Genomic DNA, 13,608 nt, shown 5'->3' with positions numbered 1-13,608 from the left:
GGGATCCTTCCGTCAGTCCCAGCGGTATCCCTCGCCGCGAACCGTGACGATGTTGTCGGCGCCGAGCTTGGAGCGCAGGTACCGCACGTACACGTCCACGACGTTCGAGCCGGGGTCGAAGTCGAGCCCCCATACGCGGCTCAGCAGGACCTCGCGGGTGAGGACCTCACCGGGGTGGCGGAGGAACTGCTCCGCCAGCGCGAACTCGCGGGCGGACAGGTCGACGTCGCGGCCGCCGACGCTCGCGTGCCGGCCGAGGATGTCGAGGGTCACGTTGCCGCGCGTGAGGATGACGGGCGCCGTCGAGGACGTGCGCTCCCGGAGCCGTGAGCGCACGCGGGCGAGGAGCTCGGCGACCGCGAACGGCTTCGGCACGTAGTCGCTCGCGCCGGCATCCAGCCCCTCGATCGCGTCGCGTGTCGAGCTGCGCGCCGTCAGCATGATCACCGGGATGCCGCTGCCCCGGGCGCGCAGGTGCCGCAGCACCTCGAAGCCGTCCATGCTCGGCAGGCCGACGTCCAGCACGATGAGGTCGATGTCGCCCTCCAGGGCGCGGTCGAGGGCGGCCTGACCGTCGTCGGCGGTCACCGTCTCATACCCCTCGACGTGGAGGCCGCGCGTGACGAGCGAGACGATGTGCGGTTCGTCGTCGACGACGAGGATGCGTGTCATCCGGTGGCCTCTCTCTGCATGACGACGTCCCCCGCGCGCACGGGCGTCGGCAGTGCCGCCCGCGTGCCGATGGGGACCTCGAGGGTGAAGGTGGCTCCGCCGCCGGGGGTGTCCGAGACGGCGCAGTGCCCGCCGTGCGCCTTCGCGATCGCGTCGACGATCGCGAGGCCCAGGCCGGAGCCCCCGACGGTGCGCTTGCCCGACCCGCGGTCGAACCGGCGGAAGATGCGATGCCGCATGGACGGCGGGATGCCGGGCCCGTGGTCGCGGACCCACAGCTGCGCGCCGCCGGCGTTGACGGCGCTGCCGAGCTCGATGGCGGTGCCGACCGGGGTGTACTTCGCCGCGTTGTCGGCCAGCTGCAGCCAGGCCTGCAGCAGCCGATCGGAGTTCCCCCGGATGACGGCGTCCGCCGTGCTCTCGATCCGCCAGACGTGACCGGGGATGACGCCGACGAGCTCGGAGATGCGCTGCGTCATCGTCGCCACGTCGACCTCCCCCATGGGCAGGCGATCCATCTCGACGTCGGCGAGCAGGTCGATGTCGCCGATGAGGCGGGTCATCCGGTCGAGCTCGGCGATGCCGATCTCCCGGATCGCGGCGACGTCCTCCGCGTCGGTGGGGTCCATCACCTCGAGGTGGCCGCGCACGATCGTGATCGGCGTCTTCAGCTCGTGCCGGACGTCGTCCAGCAGCCGGCGCTGCGCGTCGAAGAAGGTCTCCGCCGAGTCCCCGCCGCCGGTGTCGGCGGGATCGGCGGCGAAGACGGTCCAGCCGACGATCCCGACCACCAGCACGCTGAGCGCGGCGATCAGCGCGTACACCGCGACGACGCTCCAGCTGATCGGCTGCCCGATCACGGCATGGACGACCCCCACGCCGAGCGCGGCCACGGCGTAGCCGGCGCACACGACGGCGAGGACCAGGCCGAGGGTGCGGGAGCGACGGGATTCGTCCGCCGGTGAGCGGTTCACACCTTGATTATCAACCCGGGTGGGTCATCGAGAGGAGATCCAGCTTCTCATCCAGCTGCGCCTCGGTCAGTTCGCCTCGCTCGAGGTAGCCGAGATCGATGACCGCCTCGCGGACGGTGATGCCGCGGGCGACCGAGTGCTTGGCGATCTTCGCCGCCGCCTCGTAGCCGATGAGCTTGTTCAGCGGCGTCACGATGGACGGCGACATGCCCGCGTACGCGGCGCTGCGTTCGAGGTTCGCCTCGAGGCCGTCGACGGTCTTGTCGGCGAGGACGCGCATGGCGTTGGAGAGCAGGCGGATGGACTCCAGGAGCGCCGTGCCCATGACGGGGATGGCCACGTTGAGCTCGAACGAGCCGGAGGCGCCGGCCCACGCGACCGTCGCGTCGTTGCCTATCACGCGCGCGCAGACCATGAGGGTCGCCTCGGGCACGACGGGGTTGACCTTGCCCGGCATGATCGAGGAGCCGGGCTGCAGGTCGGGGATGTGCAGTTCGCCGAGACCGGTGTTGGGGCCCGAGCCCATCCAGCGGATGTCGTTGTTGATCTTCGTGAGCGACACGGCGATGGTGCGGAGAGCTCCGGACGCCTCGACGAGGCCGTCGCGGTTGGCCTGCGCCTCGAAGTGGTCCTTGGCCTCCGTGATCGGCAGCTCCGTCTCCGCCGCGAGCAGGGCGATGACCTTCTGCGGGAAGCCGAGCGGGGTGTTGATGCCGGTGCCGACGGCCGTGCCGCCGAGCGGCACCTCGCCGACGCGGGGGAGGACGGACTGCACGCGCTCGATGCCGAGGCGCATCTGGCGGGCGTAGCCGCCGAACTCCTGCCCGAGGGTGACCGGGGTGGCGTCCATCAGGTGGGTGCGCCCGGACTTCACGGCGTCCTTCCACAGCTCCGCCTTGGCCTCCAGGGCCACCGCGAGGTGGTCGAGCGCGGGGATCAGGTCGTCGATGAGCGCCTGGGTCACGGCGATGTGCACCGACGTCGGGAACACGTCGTTGGAGGACTGCGAGGCGTTGACGTGGTCGTTCGGGTGCACGGGGGCGCCGAGCTTCTGCGTCGCGAGGTTCGCGAGGACCTCGTTCATGTTCATGTTCGACGACGTGCCGGAGCCGGTCTGATACGTGTCGACGGGGAAGTGCTCGTCGTACCGCCCGGTGACGACGTCGTCCGCGGCCGCGGCGATGGCATCGGCGATGGCGCCGTCGAGGGTGCCGAGCTCCTTGTTCGCGAGGGCCGCGGCCTTCTTGATGCGCGCGAGCGCCGCGATCTGCGTCGACTCCAGGCCGGTGCCCGAGATGGGGAAGTTCTCCACGGCCCGCTGCGTCTGCGCGGCGTACAGCGCATCCTTGGGAACGCGCACCTCTCCCATCGTGTCGTGTTCGATGCGGTACTCGATCTCGGCCATGGCGGTCACGTCCTCGTTTCCTGGGGGTGGGTGGGATGAAAAAAGCGGTCAGGCGGCGGAGTCGGAGATCCCGACCATCACGTCCGGCACGGCGGTGCCCTCCGCGAGGCGGTAGTTGGCCCCGACGATGCCCACGCGCCCGGCGGCGACGGCGTCGCTGATGAGCTCGGAGGAGTGCAGCAGCTCGGTCACCGTGTCCCGGAGGTGCTCGCGGCCCACCTCCTCGGCATCCACCGAGGCGGTCGTCACGTCCTGGTCGGCGCCCGCGCGCAGCACGCGGCGGACGGCGGGGACGATGGGCGCGATCTGGCGCCAGATGGCGGCCGGGAGATCGGGGGCATCCAGCGACGTCGAGTCGATCGCGGCGCGGACGGCGCCGCACTCGTCATGGCCGAGCACGACGATGAGGGGCACGTCGAGCACGGCGACCGCGTACTCGAGGCTGCCGACGACGGAGTCGGAGATGACCTGGCCGGCGTTGCGGATGACGAAGAGGTCGCCGAGGCCCTCGTCGAAGATGATCTCCGCCGCCAGGCGCGAGTCGGCGCAGCCGAAGAGGGCGGCCCGCGGCGTCTGGGTGTGCGCGAGCTCGTGACGGCGCTCGACATCCTGGCGGGGATGCCGCGGCTCGCCCGCGACGAAGCGCGCATTGCCGCGCTGCATTTCGGACCAGACCTGGGCGGGGGTGTGGCGATCGCTCACGGCGTCTTCTCCTGCAGTCGGCGGATCTGGTCGGCGACGCCCTCCGCGGCGAGGGCGGCCGTGTCGGCGTCCGTCGCGCCGTAGATGAGGACGGTGTCGTCTCCGGCGCGGGTGGCGAGGGCATAGGAGATGTTGTCGGCGCGGGCCGACGCGGGGATCTCGTACACCTCCCAGTCGATGTCGTCGATCGCGATGTCGCCGGACGGGGCGAAGCCGCCGAGCGTCTGCGACACCCAGGCTTCGTCGACGCCGATGCCCTGCGCGACGCGCACGAACCCCTTCTCCGGCGCGTAGACGACCCGCCACGCGCTGCCCTCCATGCGCGCGGAGTTGGCGCGCCAGTCGTCCGGCACCTCCGGGACGAGGAGGGCATGACCCACCCGCTCCTCCGCCTGGGCGGCGGCCGCCGCCACATCGACCGGCTCCGGCTCGGCGAGCGACCCGCGCGGGACGGCGAGGATGATGACGACGACGACGGCGAGGGTGACCAGGAGCGCCGTGATGAGGTTGCGGAAGGTCTTGCTGGAGCGGTAGGCCTGCGAGGAGGCGGCTTTGCGGTCCGTGGTCTCCTGGGGCGTCTCGGGGCGGCCCAGCTCGGCCACGATGCGTGGTGTCGTGGCCATCACGACACCGCGTCGGCGGCGGGGCGGGACTCGTCGAGGCGGCGCTTGGCGCCGCGCAGCCACTCTTCGCAGCGGGCCGCGAGGGCTTCTCCGCGCGTCCACAGCAGGAGCGATTCCTCGAGCGTCGGAGCGCCCTGCTCGAGCTCGGCGACAACGCGCACGAGCTCGTCGCGGGCCTGCTCGAACGTGAGGCTCGAGACGTCGGCGGCGCCTTCGCTGGTCATGTCTTCCATCCTAGAGCGGCCTCGCGGACGCCTCGTCGACGGCGGCGGGGGTCGCGGACTCGGCGACCTCCCCCTCGGAGCGGGCGGCGAACGACCCGCGCGCGACCGTCACGACGACCGGCGCACCCGCCGGTGCCTGCGCCGCGTCGCGCAGGATGACGCCGTCACCGATGTGCGCGATGGCGTACCCGCGGGCGAGGGTCGCACCGGGGGAGAGCGCCCGCAGCGACGCGCGCAGCTCCGCCGTCGCCCGGGTGGCGGCATCCATCCGCCGGCGCGACTGGTCGCGGCCGCGGCTGAGCAGCGTCCACACCTCCTGTGCGCGGGCGGAGAGCATCGACTCCGGGTCGCGGAGGACCGGACGGGAGCGCAGCTGCTCGAGCTGGGCGATGTCGTGCGCGACGCGCTGCGTCAAGCGCGTCCGGGCGCGGCTGCGCAGCTGCTGCACGAGGGCGCGCTGCTCCGACACGTCCGGCACGACCCGTTTCGCGGCATCCGTCGGGGTCGACGCGCGGACGTCGGCGACGTCGTCGAGGAGGGGATGGTCGTTCTCGTGGCCGATGGCCGAGACGACGGGGGTGGATGCCGCGGCCACCGCGCGGAGGAGGCGTTCGTCGCTGAAGCCGAGCAGGGTCTGCGGGTCGCCGCCGCCGCGCGCGATGACGATGACGTCGACCTCGGGATCGGCATCCAGCGCGGCGAGGGCCGCGAGGGTCTCCGGGACGCACCGGTCGCCCTGCACGGCCGCGTGGATGGTGCGGAACCGCACCTCCGGCCAGCGCAGCTCGGCATTGCGGTGCACGTCCTTCTCGGCGTCGCTGCGTTCGCCCGTGATGAGGCCGATGACGTGCGGGAGGAAGGGCAGGGGACGCTTGCGGGCGGGGTCGAACAGCCCCTCGGCGCGCAGTGTCGCGCGCAGTCGCTCGAGCCGCTCCAGCTGATCGCCGAGCCCCGTGTGCCGCATCGCGGAGACGGTGTAGCTGAACTCGCCGCTCTTGACGTAGTAGTCGCCCTTGACGCACGCGATGACGCGATCACCGACCGCGAGGTCGTCGGGGAGGCGCTGCAGCGTCGAGGACCAGAGCCGGAAGGAGATCGAGGCGTCGCCGGTGGCGTCCTTCAGACGGCCGAAGACGTGACCGCCGCGCTTGTTCCACGCCGTGATCTCCCCCTCGACCCACACCGCGCCCCAGCGCTGCACGAAGTCCCGGACCGTCTCGCCGAGACGCGAGACCGACGTCGGCGTCTGCGGTGACGAGTCGCGCGGGTGCACGGCATCCGGCGGCGGGGTCTCCCCGGCGGCAGCCTGGAACGACGTCATGAGCACCCTTCGGCCCGCGCTCAGCGGGGCATCCGTAGAATCGACGTGTGAGCACAACCGCCGTCCGTCTGCCTTCGCCCCGTATCCCGGGGCCCCGCGGGCGGCTCCAGGATAACCCCGTCAACGGACACAAGAAGATCCTGCTCGCCGCCCCGCGCGGCTACTGCGCAGGCGTGGACCGGGCGGTGATCGCGGTGGAGAAGGCCCTCGAGCGGTTCGGCGCGCCCGTCTACGTGCGCAAGCAGATCGTCCACAACATCCACGTCGTCACGGAACTGGAGGCGCAGGGCGCCATCTTCGTCGAAGAGGTGGATGAGGTGCCGCCGGGCGCGCATGTCGTCTTCAGCGCCCACGGGGTCTCGCCCGCCGTCGTGACGGCCGCCGCCGACCGCGGACTGCAGGCGATCGATGCGACCTGCCCGCTCGTGACGAAGGTGCACCGCGAGGCCGTCCGCTTCGCACGGGACGATTTCGAGATCCTGCTGATCGGGCACGACGGCCACGAAGAGGTGGAGGGGACAGCCGGTGAGGCGCCCGAGCACATCACGGTCGTCAACTCTCCCGATCACGCCGATGTCGTCGAGGTGAAGGACCCCTCGAAGGTCGTCTGGCTCTCGCAGACCACGCTGTCCGTCGACGAGACCATGGAGACGGTGCGCCGGCTCCGGGTCCGCTTCCCGCAGCTGCAGGATCCGCCGTCCGACGACATCTGCTACGCGACGCAGAACCGTCAGGTCGCGATCAAGAAGGTCGCGAAGGATGCCGACCTCGTGATCGTCGTCGGCTCCGCCAACTCCTCGAACAGCGTCCGGCTCGTCGAGGTCGCCCTGGAGTACGGCGCCCAGGCGGCGTACCGCGTCGACTACGCGCACGAGATCCAGCAGTCCTGGCTCGACGGCGTCGAGACCGTCGGCGTCACGTCGGGCGCCTCGGTCCCCGAGGTCCTCGTGCGCGAAGTGCTCGACGAGCTCGGCGGCGCCGGCTACCGCGATGTCGAGGAGATCCGCACCGCGGAGGAGGACCTTCTGTTCTCCCTGCCCAAGGAGCTGCGGCAGGACTCGTCCGGGCGCCGTGACGAACGCGCCCTCGGCGGGCGGGTCAGCGGCCGTGCAGGCGAGGGAGAGGCCCCGGCGTGAGCACGCCGGAGGAGCCGCGCCCGCGCCCCCAGTACGGCGAGTACGCCACCCCGGAGGAGCAGCGGGCGCGCATCCGCCGACCCGAGCCCGCCGCGGTGCCGCAGGCGCCCGCGCCTGACCAAGCCCCCTACGTCCCGCACCCGCCGACCCCGCGTCCCACCACGACGGCGGCGCGGCCCTCGCGGACGGCGGACCGGGCCATCACCCTGGCGCTCCTCGCCTACGGTCTCGTGACGGTGCTGACCGCCGTGCCGCAGCTGCTCGATTTCGCGGCGTTCGCGGAGGCGTGGATGGAGATGGCGGGGATCGAGGAGGAGTTCAGCAACACGGCGCAGGGCGCCCAGTTCGGCGCGATCGGCGCGGTCGTGTTCGCGGCCGGGTGGGTGCTGACGGCGCTGATCTCGTGGCGGTCGCTCTCCCGTCGCCGGCTGACCTGGTGGATCCCGCTCGTCGGCGCGATCGTCACCTTCCTCGCGGTGAGTTCCCTGCTGACGGTCCCGCTGCTCGGCGACCCGGCGATCGCGCGGCACTTCTCCGGCCTCGGCGGCTGAGCCGCGACCTCGAACAGGACGGAGCGCTGATCCGATGGCACATCTCCTCGCCGTGTGCGCCGTGCACCGGCTGCACCCCGACAGCGGGACCAACGGGGTGACCGCGATCGACAAGCGGCCCCTGGAGACGCCCGTGCGGATCGGACCCTACGGCGTCCGCAGCGATGTGCAGGCGAACCGCAAGCACCACGGAGGACTCGACAAGGCGCTCTACGCGTACGCGCAGGAGGACGCCGAGTACTGGGAGCGGGAGCTCGGCCGCGATGTGCCGCCGGGTTTCTTCGGCGAGAACCTGCGCACGACGGGCATCGACGTCAACGCCGCCCGCATCGGGGAGATCTGGCGGATCGGCGCGGTCGTGCGGGTCGAGGTCACGATGCCGCGCACCCCCTGCCAGACCTTCGCGCGCTGGATGGGCGGCGCCGAGCAGCGCGGCTGGGTCAAGCGCTTCTTCGCGGCGCAGCGACCGGGGCCGTACCTGCGGGTCGTCAAGGGCGGCACCGTGCAGGCGGGCGATGAGATCGTCGTCGAGCACCGGCCCGACGAAGCACCGGCCCTCCTGGACGGCTATCGCGCGCCGTAGCGGACCGGACACGACGATGCCCCGACCGCCGGGGCCGGGGCATCGAGGTGGTGCGGGTCAGGCGCTGATCGAGTGCCCCGCCGAGCCGAGCTGCTGCGTCGCCTCGACGACGCGGGCCGCCATCGCCGTCTCGGCGATCTTGCCCCAGGCGCGCGGGTCGTAGGCCTTCTTGTTCCCGACCTCGCCGTCGACCTTCAGGACGCCGTCGTAGTTCTGGAACATGAAGCCCGCCACCGAGCGCGTGAAGGCGTACTGGGTGTCGGTGTCGATGTTCATCTTCACGACGCCGTTCGCGACCGCAAGGGCGATCTCCTCGGGGGTCGAGCCGCTGCCGCCGTGGAAGACGAGGTCGAGGGGCTTCTCGCCCGTGCCGAACCGCTGGGCGATGCCGGCCTGGATCTCGCCGAGCAGCTCCGGGCGGAGCTTGACGTTGCCGGGCTTGTACACGCCGTGCACGTTGCCGAACGTGAGCGCCGCGATCCAGCGACCCTGGTCGCCGAGGCCGAGCGCCTCGACGGCCTTCGCGACGTCTGCGGTCGTCGTGTAGAGCGCCTCGTTGGAGCCTTCGTGCTTGACGCCGTCCTCCTCGCCGCCGACGACGCCGATCTCGACCTCGAGGATGGCGTTGATGGCCTTCAGGCGGGGGAGCAGGTCCTTCGCGATGGCGATGTTCTCGTCGAGGGGTACGGCCGAGCCGTCCCACATGTGCGACTGGAAGAGGGGCTCGCGACCGGCCTTGACCTCTTCCTCGGATGCCGCGACGAGCGGCAGGACGAAGTCCTCGAGGGCGGGCTTCGGGCAGTGGTCGGTGTGCAGGGCCACCGTGATGGGGTAGTTCTTGGCGACCTCGGTCGCGAACTTCGCGAATGCGATGGCGCCGCGCGCGCGACCCTTGACGGTGTGGCCGGCGAAGTAGTCGGCGCCGCCGGTCGTGACCTGGATGATGCCGTCGGATCCGGCCTCGGTGAGTCCCTGGAGGACGGCGTTGATCGACTGCGAGCTCGCCGCGTTGATCGCCGGGAACGCGAAGCCACCGGCCTTCGCGCGGTCCAGCATCTCGGCGTACTGATCGGGGGTTGCGACGGGCATGTCAGCTCCTCATATGGGCATTGCGTGCGGTTCGGTGTTCCACGGTCACTCTAGCGAAGCGGGGTTGCCCGGGTCAGCGGGGGAGCCGTGCAAACCCCCACCGCGGTCCTGCCGATCTGGCAAGAATCGCGAATCCTTCGCACCGGCGGGGCACGAATCCTCCGTTCCGCGTCGCGGCGGGTCGTAGGCTGACGACATGGTGAGCCTGACTGCAGACATGAGTCCCCTTCATCCGGACCGCAACCTGGCTCTCGAGCTCGTGCGTGCGACGGAGGCCGCGGCGATCCGCTCGGTTCCGTTCATCGGACGGGGCAAGAAGGAGCTCGCCGACGGAGCCGCCGTGGACGCGATGCGTGCGTTCCTGTCGACGGTGAACTTCGACGGCGTCATCGTGATCGGCGAGGGCGAGAAGGACAACGCGCCCATGCTCTACAACGGCGAGCATGTCGGCACGGGGCGCGGCCCGCAGTGCGACATCGCCGTCGACCCCATCGACGGGACGACCCTGACGGCCGAGGGCCGCAACAACGCGCTGTCGGTGCTCGCGGTCTCGGACCGCGGGACGATGCTCGACGCGTCCGCCGTCTTCTACATGGACAAGCTCGTGACAGGCCCCGCCGGGGTCGGCGTCGTCGACATCCGCCTGCCGATCGGGGAGAACATCCGCCGCCTCGCGAAGGCGCTCGACAAGCCCGTCGATGAGCTCGTCGTGTCCGTCCTGAACCGTCCGCGGCACGCGAAGCTCATCGATGAGATCCGCGAGGCCGGCGCCGGCACCCGTCTCATGAGCGACGGCGACGTCGCCGGTGGGATCAACGCGGCGCGCTACAACGCCCGCACGGACATGTGCGTCGGGATCGGCGGCAGCCCCGAGGGCATCGTCACGGCGTGCGCCATCAAGGCGCTCGGCGGGCACATCCAGGGCCGGCTGTGGGCGCGGGACGACGAGGAGAAGCAGCGCGGTATCGACGCGGGACTCAAGCTCGACGACCACGTCTACGAGGCCGACGACCTCGTGAAGGGCAGCAACACGATCTTCGTCGCGACGGGCGTCACCAACGGCGAGCTCGTCGCCGGCGTGCGGCGCGCCGGCGCGGACTACCTCTTCACCGAGAGCGTCGTGCTGCGCGGGGCTTCGGGCACGATGCGACGGATCACCTCGGAGCACCTCACGTCGAAGTGGCTGTAGCCCCGACGCGGTGATCCTCGTTCCGTGATCGGATCGAGACGACCGCCTGCGTGCCGACACAGGGAATGTGCATCCGCCTCTGGCACAATGGTCAGCGTGTCAGCGGCGACATTGTTCGCCGTCCATGCACATCGGGAGACCTAATGACCGCAGCTTCGAGCAGTCCGAGGACCGGGCAGCTGACCGTCCCCATCGACCCGGCGCGTCGTCCCGACGTCCTGCTGCGCCGCCGTGCTCCCGAGGGTCACCAGGTCAGTGCATGGTGGATGATCGGCGCCTTCGTCGTCGTCTCGGCCGCCGTCGTCGGTCTCATGAACTTCTTCCCGGGCGGCTGAGCCCCTCCTCTTTCTCGAGCCGGGCCCGCAGTTCGCCCACATCCGCGACGAGCGAGGGCTCCTCCACGGTTGTCTCGGGCATCGTCAGCTCCGGCGCCGTGACGCGCTTCGGCGTCTTCTCCACGAACGCCGGCGCCGCCACGGCATCCAGCTTCGTCTCATCGATCCCCGGGAACCGGCGGGCGCTGACGAGCACCCGCGTCTCGAGCGACCCGACGAGCCGGTTGTAGCTGTCGACCGTGCGCTCCAGCGCGCGGCGCAGGTCCTCCGCATGTCCGGCGAGCCCGCCCAGGCGGTGGTACAGCTCGTTGCCGAGCTCGAAGAGGGTCCGGGCCTCGTCGCTGACGTCCTGCTGGGTCCACGTGTAGGCGACGGTCTTCAGCACCGCCCACAGGTTCACCGGCGACGCGAGCGCCACGCGACGCCCGAACGCGTAGTCCAGGAGTGACGGGTCTTCCTCCAGCGCCGCGGCGAGGAGCGACTCGCTCGGGATGAAGCAGACGACGAACTCGGGGCTCGAACGCAGCCCCGCCCAGTACGACTTCTTCGCGAGCGCGTCCACGTGCGCGCGCACCGCCTTCACATGCTTCTCCAGGAGCGTCTTGCGCCGCGCGCCCTCCTCGCCCTGCGCCGTCACGGGGATGGCGCTCGCCTCGAGGTAGGCGTCCAGCGGCACCTTCGCGTCGACCGCGAGCGCCTTGTCGCCGGGAAGGCGCACGACGAGGTCGGGGCGGCCCGCGCCGGCATCCGAGCTGATCGAGGACTGCGTCTCGAAGTCGACGAAGCGCGTGAGGCCGGCGGACTCGACGATGCGCCGCAGCTGCGTCTCGCCCCAGACGCCCCGCGCGGAGCTCGAGCGCAGCGCGCCGGCGAGCGATTCCGTCGTCGCCCGCAGGGCCTCGTCGGACTGCTGTGCGCGGCGCAGCTGCTCGGCGATGGACCCGTACTGCGACTGCCGTTCGCGCTCGAGCTCGTCGACCTTCTGCTGCATGGTCTGCAGGGTCTCCTGGACGGGCGCGAGGGCCCGCAGCACCAGCTGCTCCCGCCGCTCCCGCTCCTGCGCCGCCAGCTGGTCGGCGCGGGACTGGGCGCCGAGCTCCCGATGCAGCGCGCGCTGCTGATCCAGCTGCGCAGCCAGGGCCTCGCGCGCCGCCTCCGCGGCGGCGAGGCGCGCGGTCAGCGTTTCGCGGGCGGCGGCGGAGCGCTCTGCGGTGCGCGCGCCGCCGGCGAACCAGCCCGCGAGCAGCCCGGCGACCAGGCACGCGATCGCGACGACGGTGAACATGGCGGCATCCATACCGTCAGGATGCCGTGGGGGTGCGACACCGGCCGTGCGACACTCAGACCGCGGCGGGGAGCAGCGCCTGGACCGGCGCCTCGGCGGGCACCGGGATCTGCGGGACGCGCAGGCCCAGCAGCATGGCGAGCTCGACGACATCCACGGCGCCGGCACGCTGCGCGGCGTCGATCATGATGTGCGCGCATGCGGCGGCATCGGCCGTCGCGTCGTGGTGCGCGAAGTCGAGGTAGCCGGCGGCGGAGGCGACGAGGGGGAGCCGGTAGGACGGGAGGTCGTAGCTCTTGCGGGCGACCTGCAGGCTGCACACGTAGCGGTAGGGGGCCACGGTGTCGCCGGTGACGTCGCAGGCGCGCCGGAGGACGGCCATGTCGAAGCCGGCGTTGTGCGCCACGAGCACGTCGTCGCCGACGAACGCGGCGAGATCGGGCAGCTGCTCGCTCCACGTCTTCGCGCCGACGACGTCCTCCGCCCGGATGCCGTGGATGCCGGTGTTCAGCTCGAAGAAGCGATCGTGGCCGGCGGGAGGCCGGATGAGCCAGCCCGTCGTCGCGACGATGCGACCGTCACGGACCCGGGCGAGCCCGACGGCGCAGGCCGAGGCGCTGGAGGAGTTCGCCGTCTCGAAGTCGATCGCGGTGAAATCCAGGGCCACGACTTCACCCTCGCCCCGGTCGGGCGCCCCGGCCGGGAGGCGCGCCGAGGTCGCGCCACGTAGGGTCGGATGGTGACCAGCGATCGGGAGATGTCGACCTCGTTCGGCCGTGCCGCCGGAGCGTACGAGCAGGGCCGTCCGGAGTACCCGTCCGCCGCCGTGACGTGGATGCTGGCGCCCGCCGCCCGGGACGGACGGGCGACGCGCGTGGCGGATGTGGGCGCGGGGACCGGGAAGCTCACGCGCGCGCTCGTCGAGCTGGGTGCCGAGGTCGTGGCCGTGGATCCCGACCCCGAGATGCTCGCGGCCCTGCGGGGCGCCGTGCGGGGCGTGCCGACCTTCACCGGCACGGCCGAGCAGCTCCCGCTCCCGGAGGCGTCCGTCGACGCCGTCGTCCTCGGCCAGGCATGGCACTGGGTGGAGCCCGTCGCGGCCTCGGCCGAGGTCGCCCGCGTGCTGCGCGCCGGCGGCGTGCTGGGCCTCATCTGGAACATCCGCGACGAGAGCGTTCCCTGGGTGGCGCGCCTGACGGCCATCATGCAGGGCAGCAATGCGGAGAAGATGCTCGCGGCGGGCGATCCGCCCGTCGCGGCGCCGTTCACCGGACTCGAGGCGCAGGAGTGGCGGTGGTCCCGCCCGATGACGCGGGCGACCCTGACGGCGATGGTGCGCTCGCGGAGCTACATCATCACGGCGGGCGAGGAGGAGCGCGCCCGCATCGATCGCGGGATCGCCGAACTGTTCGACGACATCGGAGCGGTGGGGGATGCCGCCGTCGAGCTGCCGTACGTGACCCGTGCGTATCGGGCGGTCCGTCCGTAGCGACGGATCGGGCGGTCCGTCCGTAGGGAC

16 protein-coding genes are annotated in these 13,608 nt (G+C 71.6%); 6 read left to right on the top strand and 10 right to left on the bottom strand.

All coding sequences use genetic code 11. The features are described from left to right. Positions 1 to 12: 12 nt before the first annotated feature. From MSA03_RS01600 to xseA, 7 genes are read right to left on the bottom strand one after another with little or no spacing between them, the layout of a single operon-like run. Complete coding sequence (locus MSA03_RS01600; protein ID WP_028495201.1) at positions 13 to 672, bottom strand: response regulator transcription factor; 660 nt, start codon at positions 670 to 672, stop codon at positions 13 to 15. Next, positions 669 to 1,646 (bottom strand): sensor histidine kinase, encoded by a 978-nt coding sequence (locus MSA03_RS01595; protein ID WP_147049394.1) that lies wholly within the window; start codon positions 1,644 to 1,646, stop codon positions 669 to 671. The genes MSA03_RS01600 and MSA03_RS01595 overlap by 4 nt, the downstream gene beginning before the upstream one ends. A gap of 10 nt (positions 1,647 to 1,656) precedes the next feature. Beyond that, positions 1,657 to 3,051: a class II fumarate hydratase gene (locus MSA03_RS01590; RefSeq protein ID WP_147049467.1), complete on the bottom strand. Its 1,395-nt coding sequence runs from the start codon at positions 3,049 to 3,051 to the stop codon at positions 1,657 to 1,659. A 48-nt stretch (positions 3,052 to 3,099) separates the two neighbouring features. Next, on the bottom strand, positions 3,100 to 3,714 hold the full coding sequence (locus MSA03_RS01585; RefSeq protein ID WP_170245437.1) for a carbonic anhydrase: 615 nt from the start codon (positions 3,712 to 3,714) through the stop codon (positions 3,100 to 3,102). A gap of 35 nt (positions 3,715 to 3,749) precedes the next feature. Continuing rightward, positions 3,750 to 4,376 (bottom strand): DUF4245 family protein, encoded by a 627-nt coding sequence (locus MSA03_RS01580; protein ID WP_147049392.1) that lies wholly within the window; start codon positions 4,374 to 4,376, stop codon positions 3,750 to 3,752. Then, entirely contained in the window at positions 4,376 to 4,600 is a 225-nt protein-coding gene (locus tag MSA03_RS01575; RefSeq protein WP_147049391.1) for an exodeoxyribonuclease VII small subunit, read from the bottom strand. The genes MSA03_RS01580 and MSA03_RS01575 overlap by 1 nt, the downstream gene beginning before the upstream one ends. A gap of 10 nt (positions 4,601 to 4,610) precedes the next feature. Then, positions 4,611 to 5,921, bottom strand: coding sequence for an exodeoxyribonuclease VII large subunit (xseA, locus tag MSA03_RS01570; protein ID WP_028495207.1), 1,311 nt, complete (start codon positions 5,919 to 5,921; stop codon positions 4,611 to 4,613). Positions 5,922 to 6,004: 83 nt separating this feature from the next. On the opposite strand from xseA, the gene MSA03_RS01565 reads away from it, so the two are divergent. From MSA03_RS01565 to MSA03_RS01555, 3 genes are read left to right on the top strand one after another with little or no spacing between them, the layout of a single operon-like run. Then, positions 6,005 to 7,057, top strand: coding sequence for a 4-hydroxy-3-methylbut-2-enyl diphosphate reductase (locus MSA03_RS01565; protein ID WP_371863051.1), 1,053 nt, complete (start codon positions 6,005 to 6,007; stop codon positions 7,055 to 7,057). Further along, a complete protein-coding gene (locus tag MSA03_RS01560) occupies positions 7,054 to 7,608 on the top strand; it encodes a DUF6264 family protein (RefSeq protein WP_147049390.1) in 555 nt (184 codons plus the stop codon). Before MSA03_RS01565 ends, MSA03_RS01560 begins: the two co-directional genes overlap by 4 nt. Positions 7,609 to 7,642: 34 nt before the next feature. Then, positions 7,643 to 8,191 carry an MOSC domain-containing protein gene (locus tag MSA03_RS01555; RefSeq protein ID WP_147049389.1) on the top strand — a complete coding sequence of 183 codons (549 nt, stop codon included), beginning with the start codon at positions 7,643 to 7,645 and terminating at the stop codon, positions 8,189 to 8,191. Positions 8,192 to 8,248: 57 nt separating this feature from the next. Here the strand turns inward: MSA03_RS01555 and fbaA are convergent, their stop codons facing one another. Further along, the gene (gene fbaA / locus MSA03_RS01550) at positions 8,249 to 9,280 is read right to left on the bottom strand and encodes a class II fructose-bisphosphate aldolase (RefSeq protein WP_147049388.1); all 1,032 of its coding nucleotides are present in this window, start codon (positions 9,278 to 9,280) and stop codon (positions 8,249 to 8,251) included. Between the two features lie 196 nt (positions 9,281 to 9,476). Between fbaA and glpX the strand changes: the two genes are divergently transcribed. Then, entirely contained in the window at positions 9,477 to 10,469 is a 993-nt protein-coding gene (gene glpX, locus MSA03_RS01545; RefSeq protein ID WP_028495212.1) for a class II fructose-bisphosphatase, read from the top strand. Between the two features lie 143 nt (positions 10,470 to 10,612). Further along, positions 10,613 to 10,804, top strand: coding sequence for a hypothetical protein (locus MSA03_RS01540; RefSeq protein WP_051526125.1), 192 nt, complete (start codon positions 10,613 to 10,615; stop codon positions 10,802 to 10,804). Here MSA03_RS01540 and MSA03_RS01535 read toward each other — a convergent pair. Both MSA03_RS01535 and MSA03_RS01530 read right to left on the bottom strand, forming a co-directional pair. Then, the gene (locus MSA03_RS01535; protein ID WP_147049387.1) at positions 10,779 to 12,101 is read right to left on the bottom strand and encodes a DNA recombination protein RmuC; all 1,323 of its coding nucleotides are present in this window, start codon (positions 12,099 to 12,101) and stop codon (positions 10,779 to 10,781) included. The genes MSA03_RS01540 and MSA03_RS01535 overlap by 26 nt on opposite strands. A gap of 43 nt (positions 12,102 to 12,144) precedes the next feature. Continuing rightward, positions 12,145 to 12,756 carry an exonuclease domain-containing protein gene (locus MSA03_RS01530; RefSeq protein WP_147049386.1) on the bottom strand — a complete coding sequence of 204 codons (612 nt, stop codon included), beginning with the start codon at positions 12,754 to 12,756 and terminating at the stop codon, positions 12,145 to 12,147. A 69-nt stretch (positions 12,757 to 12,825) separates the two neighbouring features. Here MSA03_RS01530 and MSA03_RS01525 point away from each other — a divergent pair, with 69 nt between their 5' ends. After that, positions 12,826 to 13,578, top strand: a complete 753-nt coding sequence (locus tag MSA03_RS01525) for a class I SAM-dependent methyltransferase (RefSeq protein ID WP_147049385.1) — start codon at positions 12,826 to 12,828, stop codon at positions 13,576 to 13,578. Positions 13,579 to 13,608 lie beyond the last annotated feature (30 nt).

The sequence above is a fragment of the Microbacterium saccharophilum genome, from assembly GCF_007992455.1.
Classification (GTDB): domain Bacteria; phylum Actinomycetota; class Actinomycetes; order Actinomycetales; family Microbacteriaceae; genus Microbacterium; species Microbacterium saccharophilum.
This window is presented reverse-complemented; position numbering and strand designations above follow the sequence as displayed.

Bases quoted from the DNA above. Each gene is read 5' to 3' on its own strand.
- xseA (WP_028495207.1), bottom strand. From the start codon at position 5,921: ATGACGTCGTTCCAGGCTGCCGCCGGGGAGACCCCGCCGCCGGATGCC.
- MSA03_RS01540 (WP_051526125.1), top strand. From the start codon at position 10,613: ATGACCGCAGCTTCGAGCAGTCCGAGGACCGGGCAGCTGACCGTCCCC.
- MSA03_RS01525 (WP_147049385.1), top strand. From the start codon at position 12,826: ATGGTGACCAGCGATCGGGAGATGTCGACCTCGTTCGGCCGTGCCGCC.
- MSA03_RS01600 (WP_028495201.1), bottom strand. From the start codon at position 672: ATGACACGCATCCTCGTCGTCGACGACGAACCGCACATCGTCTCGCTC.
- MSA03_RS01580 (WP_147049392.1), bottom strand. From the start codon at position 4,376: ATGGCCACGACACCACGCATCGTGGCCGAGCTGGGCCGCCCCGAGACG.
- glpX (WP_028495212.1), top strand. From the start codon at position 9,477: ATGGTGAGCCTGACTGCAGACATGAGTCCCCTTCATCCGGACCGCAAC.
- MSA03_RS01535 (WP_147049387.1), bottom strand. From the start codon at position 12,101: ATGGATGCCGCCATGTTCACCGTCGTCGCGATCGCGTGCCTGGTCGCC.
- MSA03_RS01585 (WP_170245437.1), bottom strand. From the start codon at position 3,714: ATGCAGCGCGGCAATGCGCGCTTCGTCGCGGGCGAGCCGCGGCATCCC.
- fbaA (WP_147049388.1), bottom strand. From the start codon at position 9,280: ATGCCCGTCGCAACCCCCGATCAGTACGCCGAGATGCTGGACCGCGCG.
- MSA03_RS01590 (WP_147049467.1), bottom strand. From the start codon at position 3,051: ATGGCCGAGATCGAGTACCGCATCGAACACGACACGATGGGAGAGGTG.
- MSA03_RS01555 (WP_147049389.1), top strand. From the start codon at position 7,643: ATGGCACATCTCCTCGCCGTGTGCGCCGTGCACCGGCTGCACCCCGAC.
- MSA03_RS01575 (WP_147049391.1), bottom strand. From the start codon at position 4,600: ATGACCAGCGAAGGCGCCGCCGACGTCTCGAGCCTCACGTTCGAGCAG.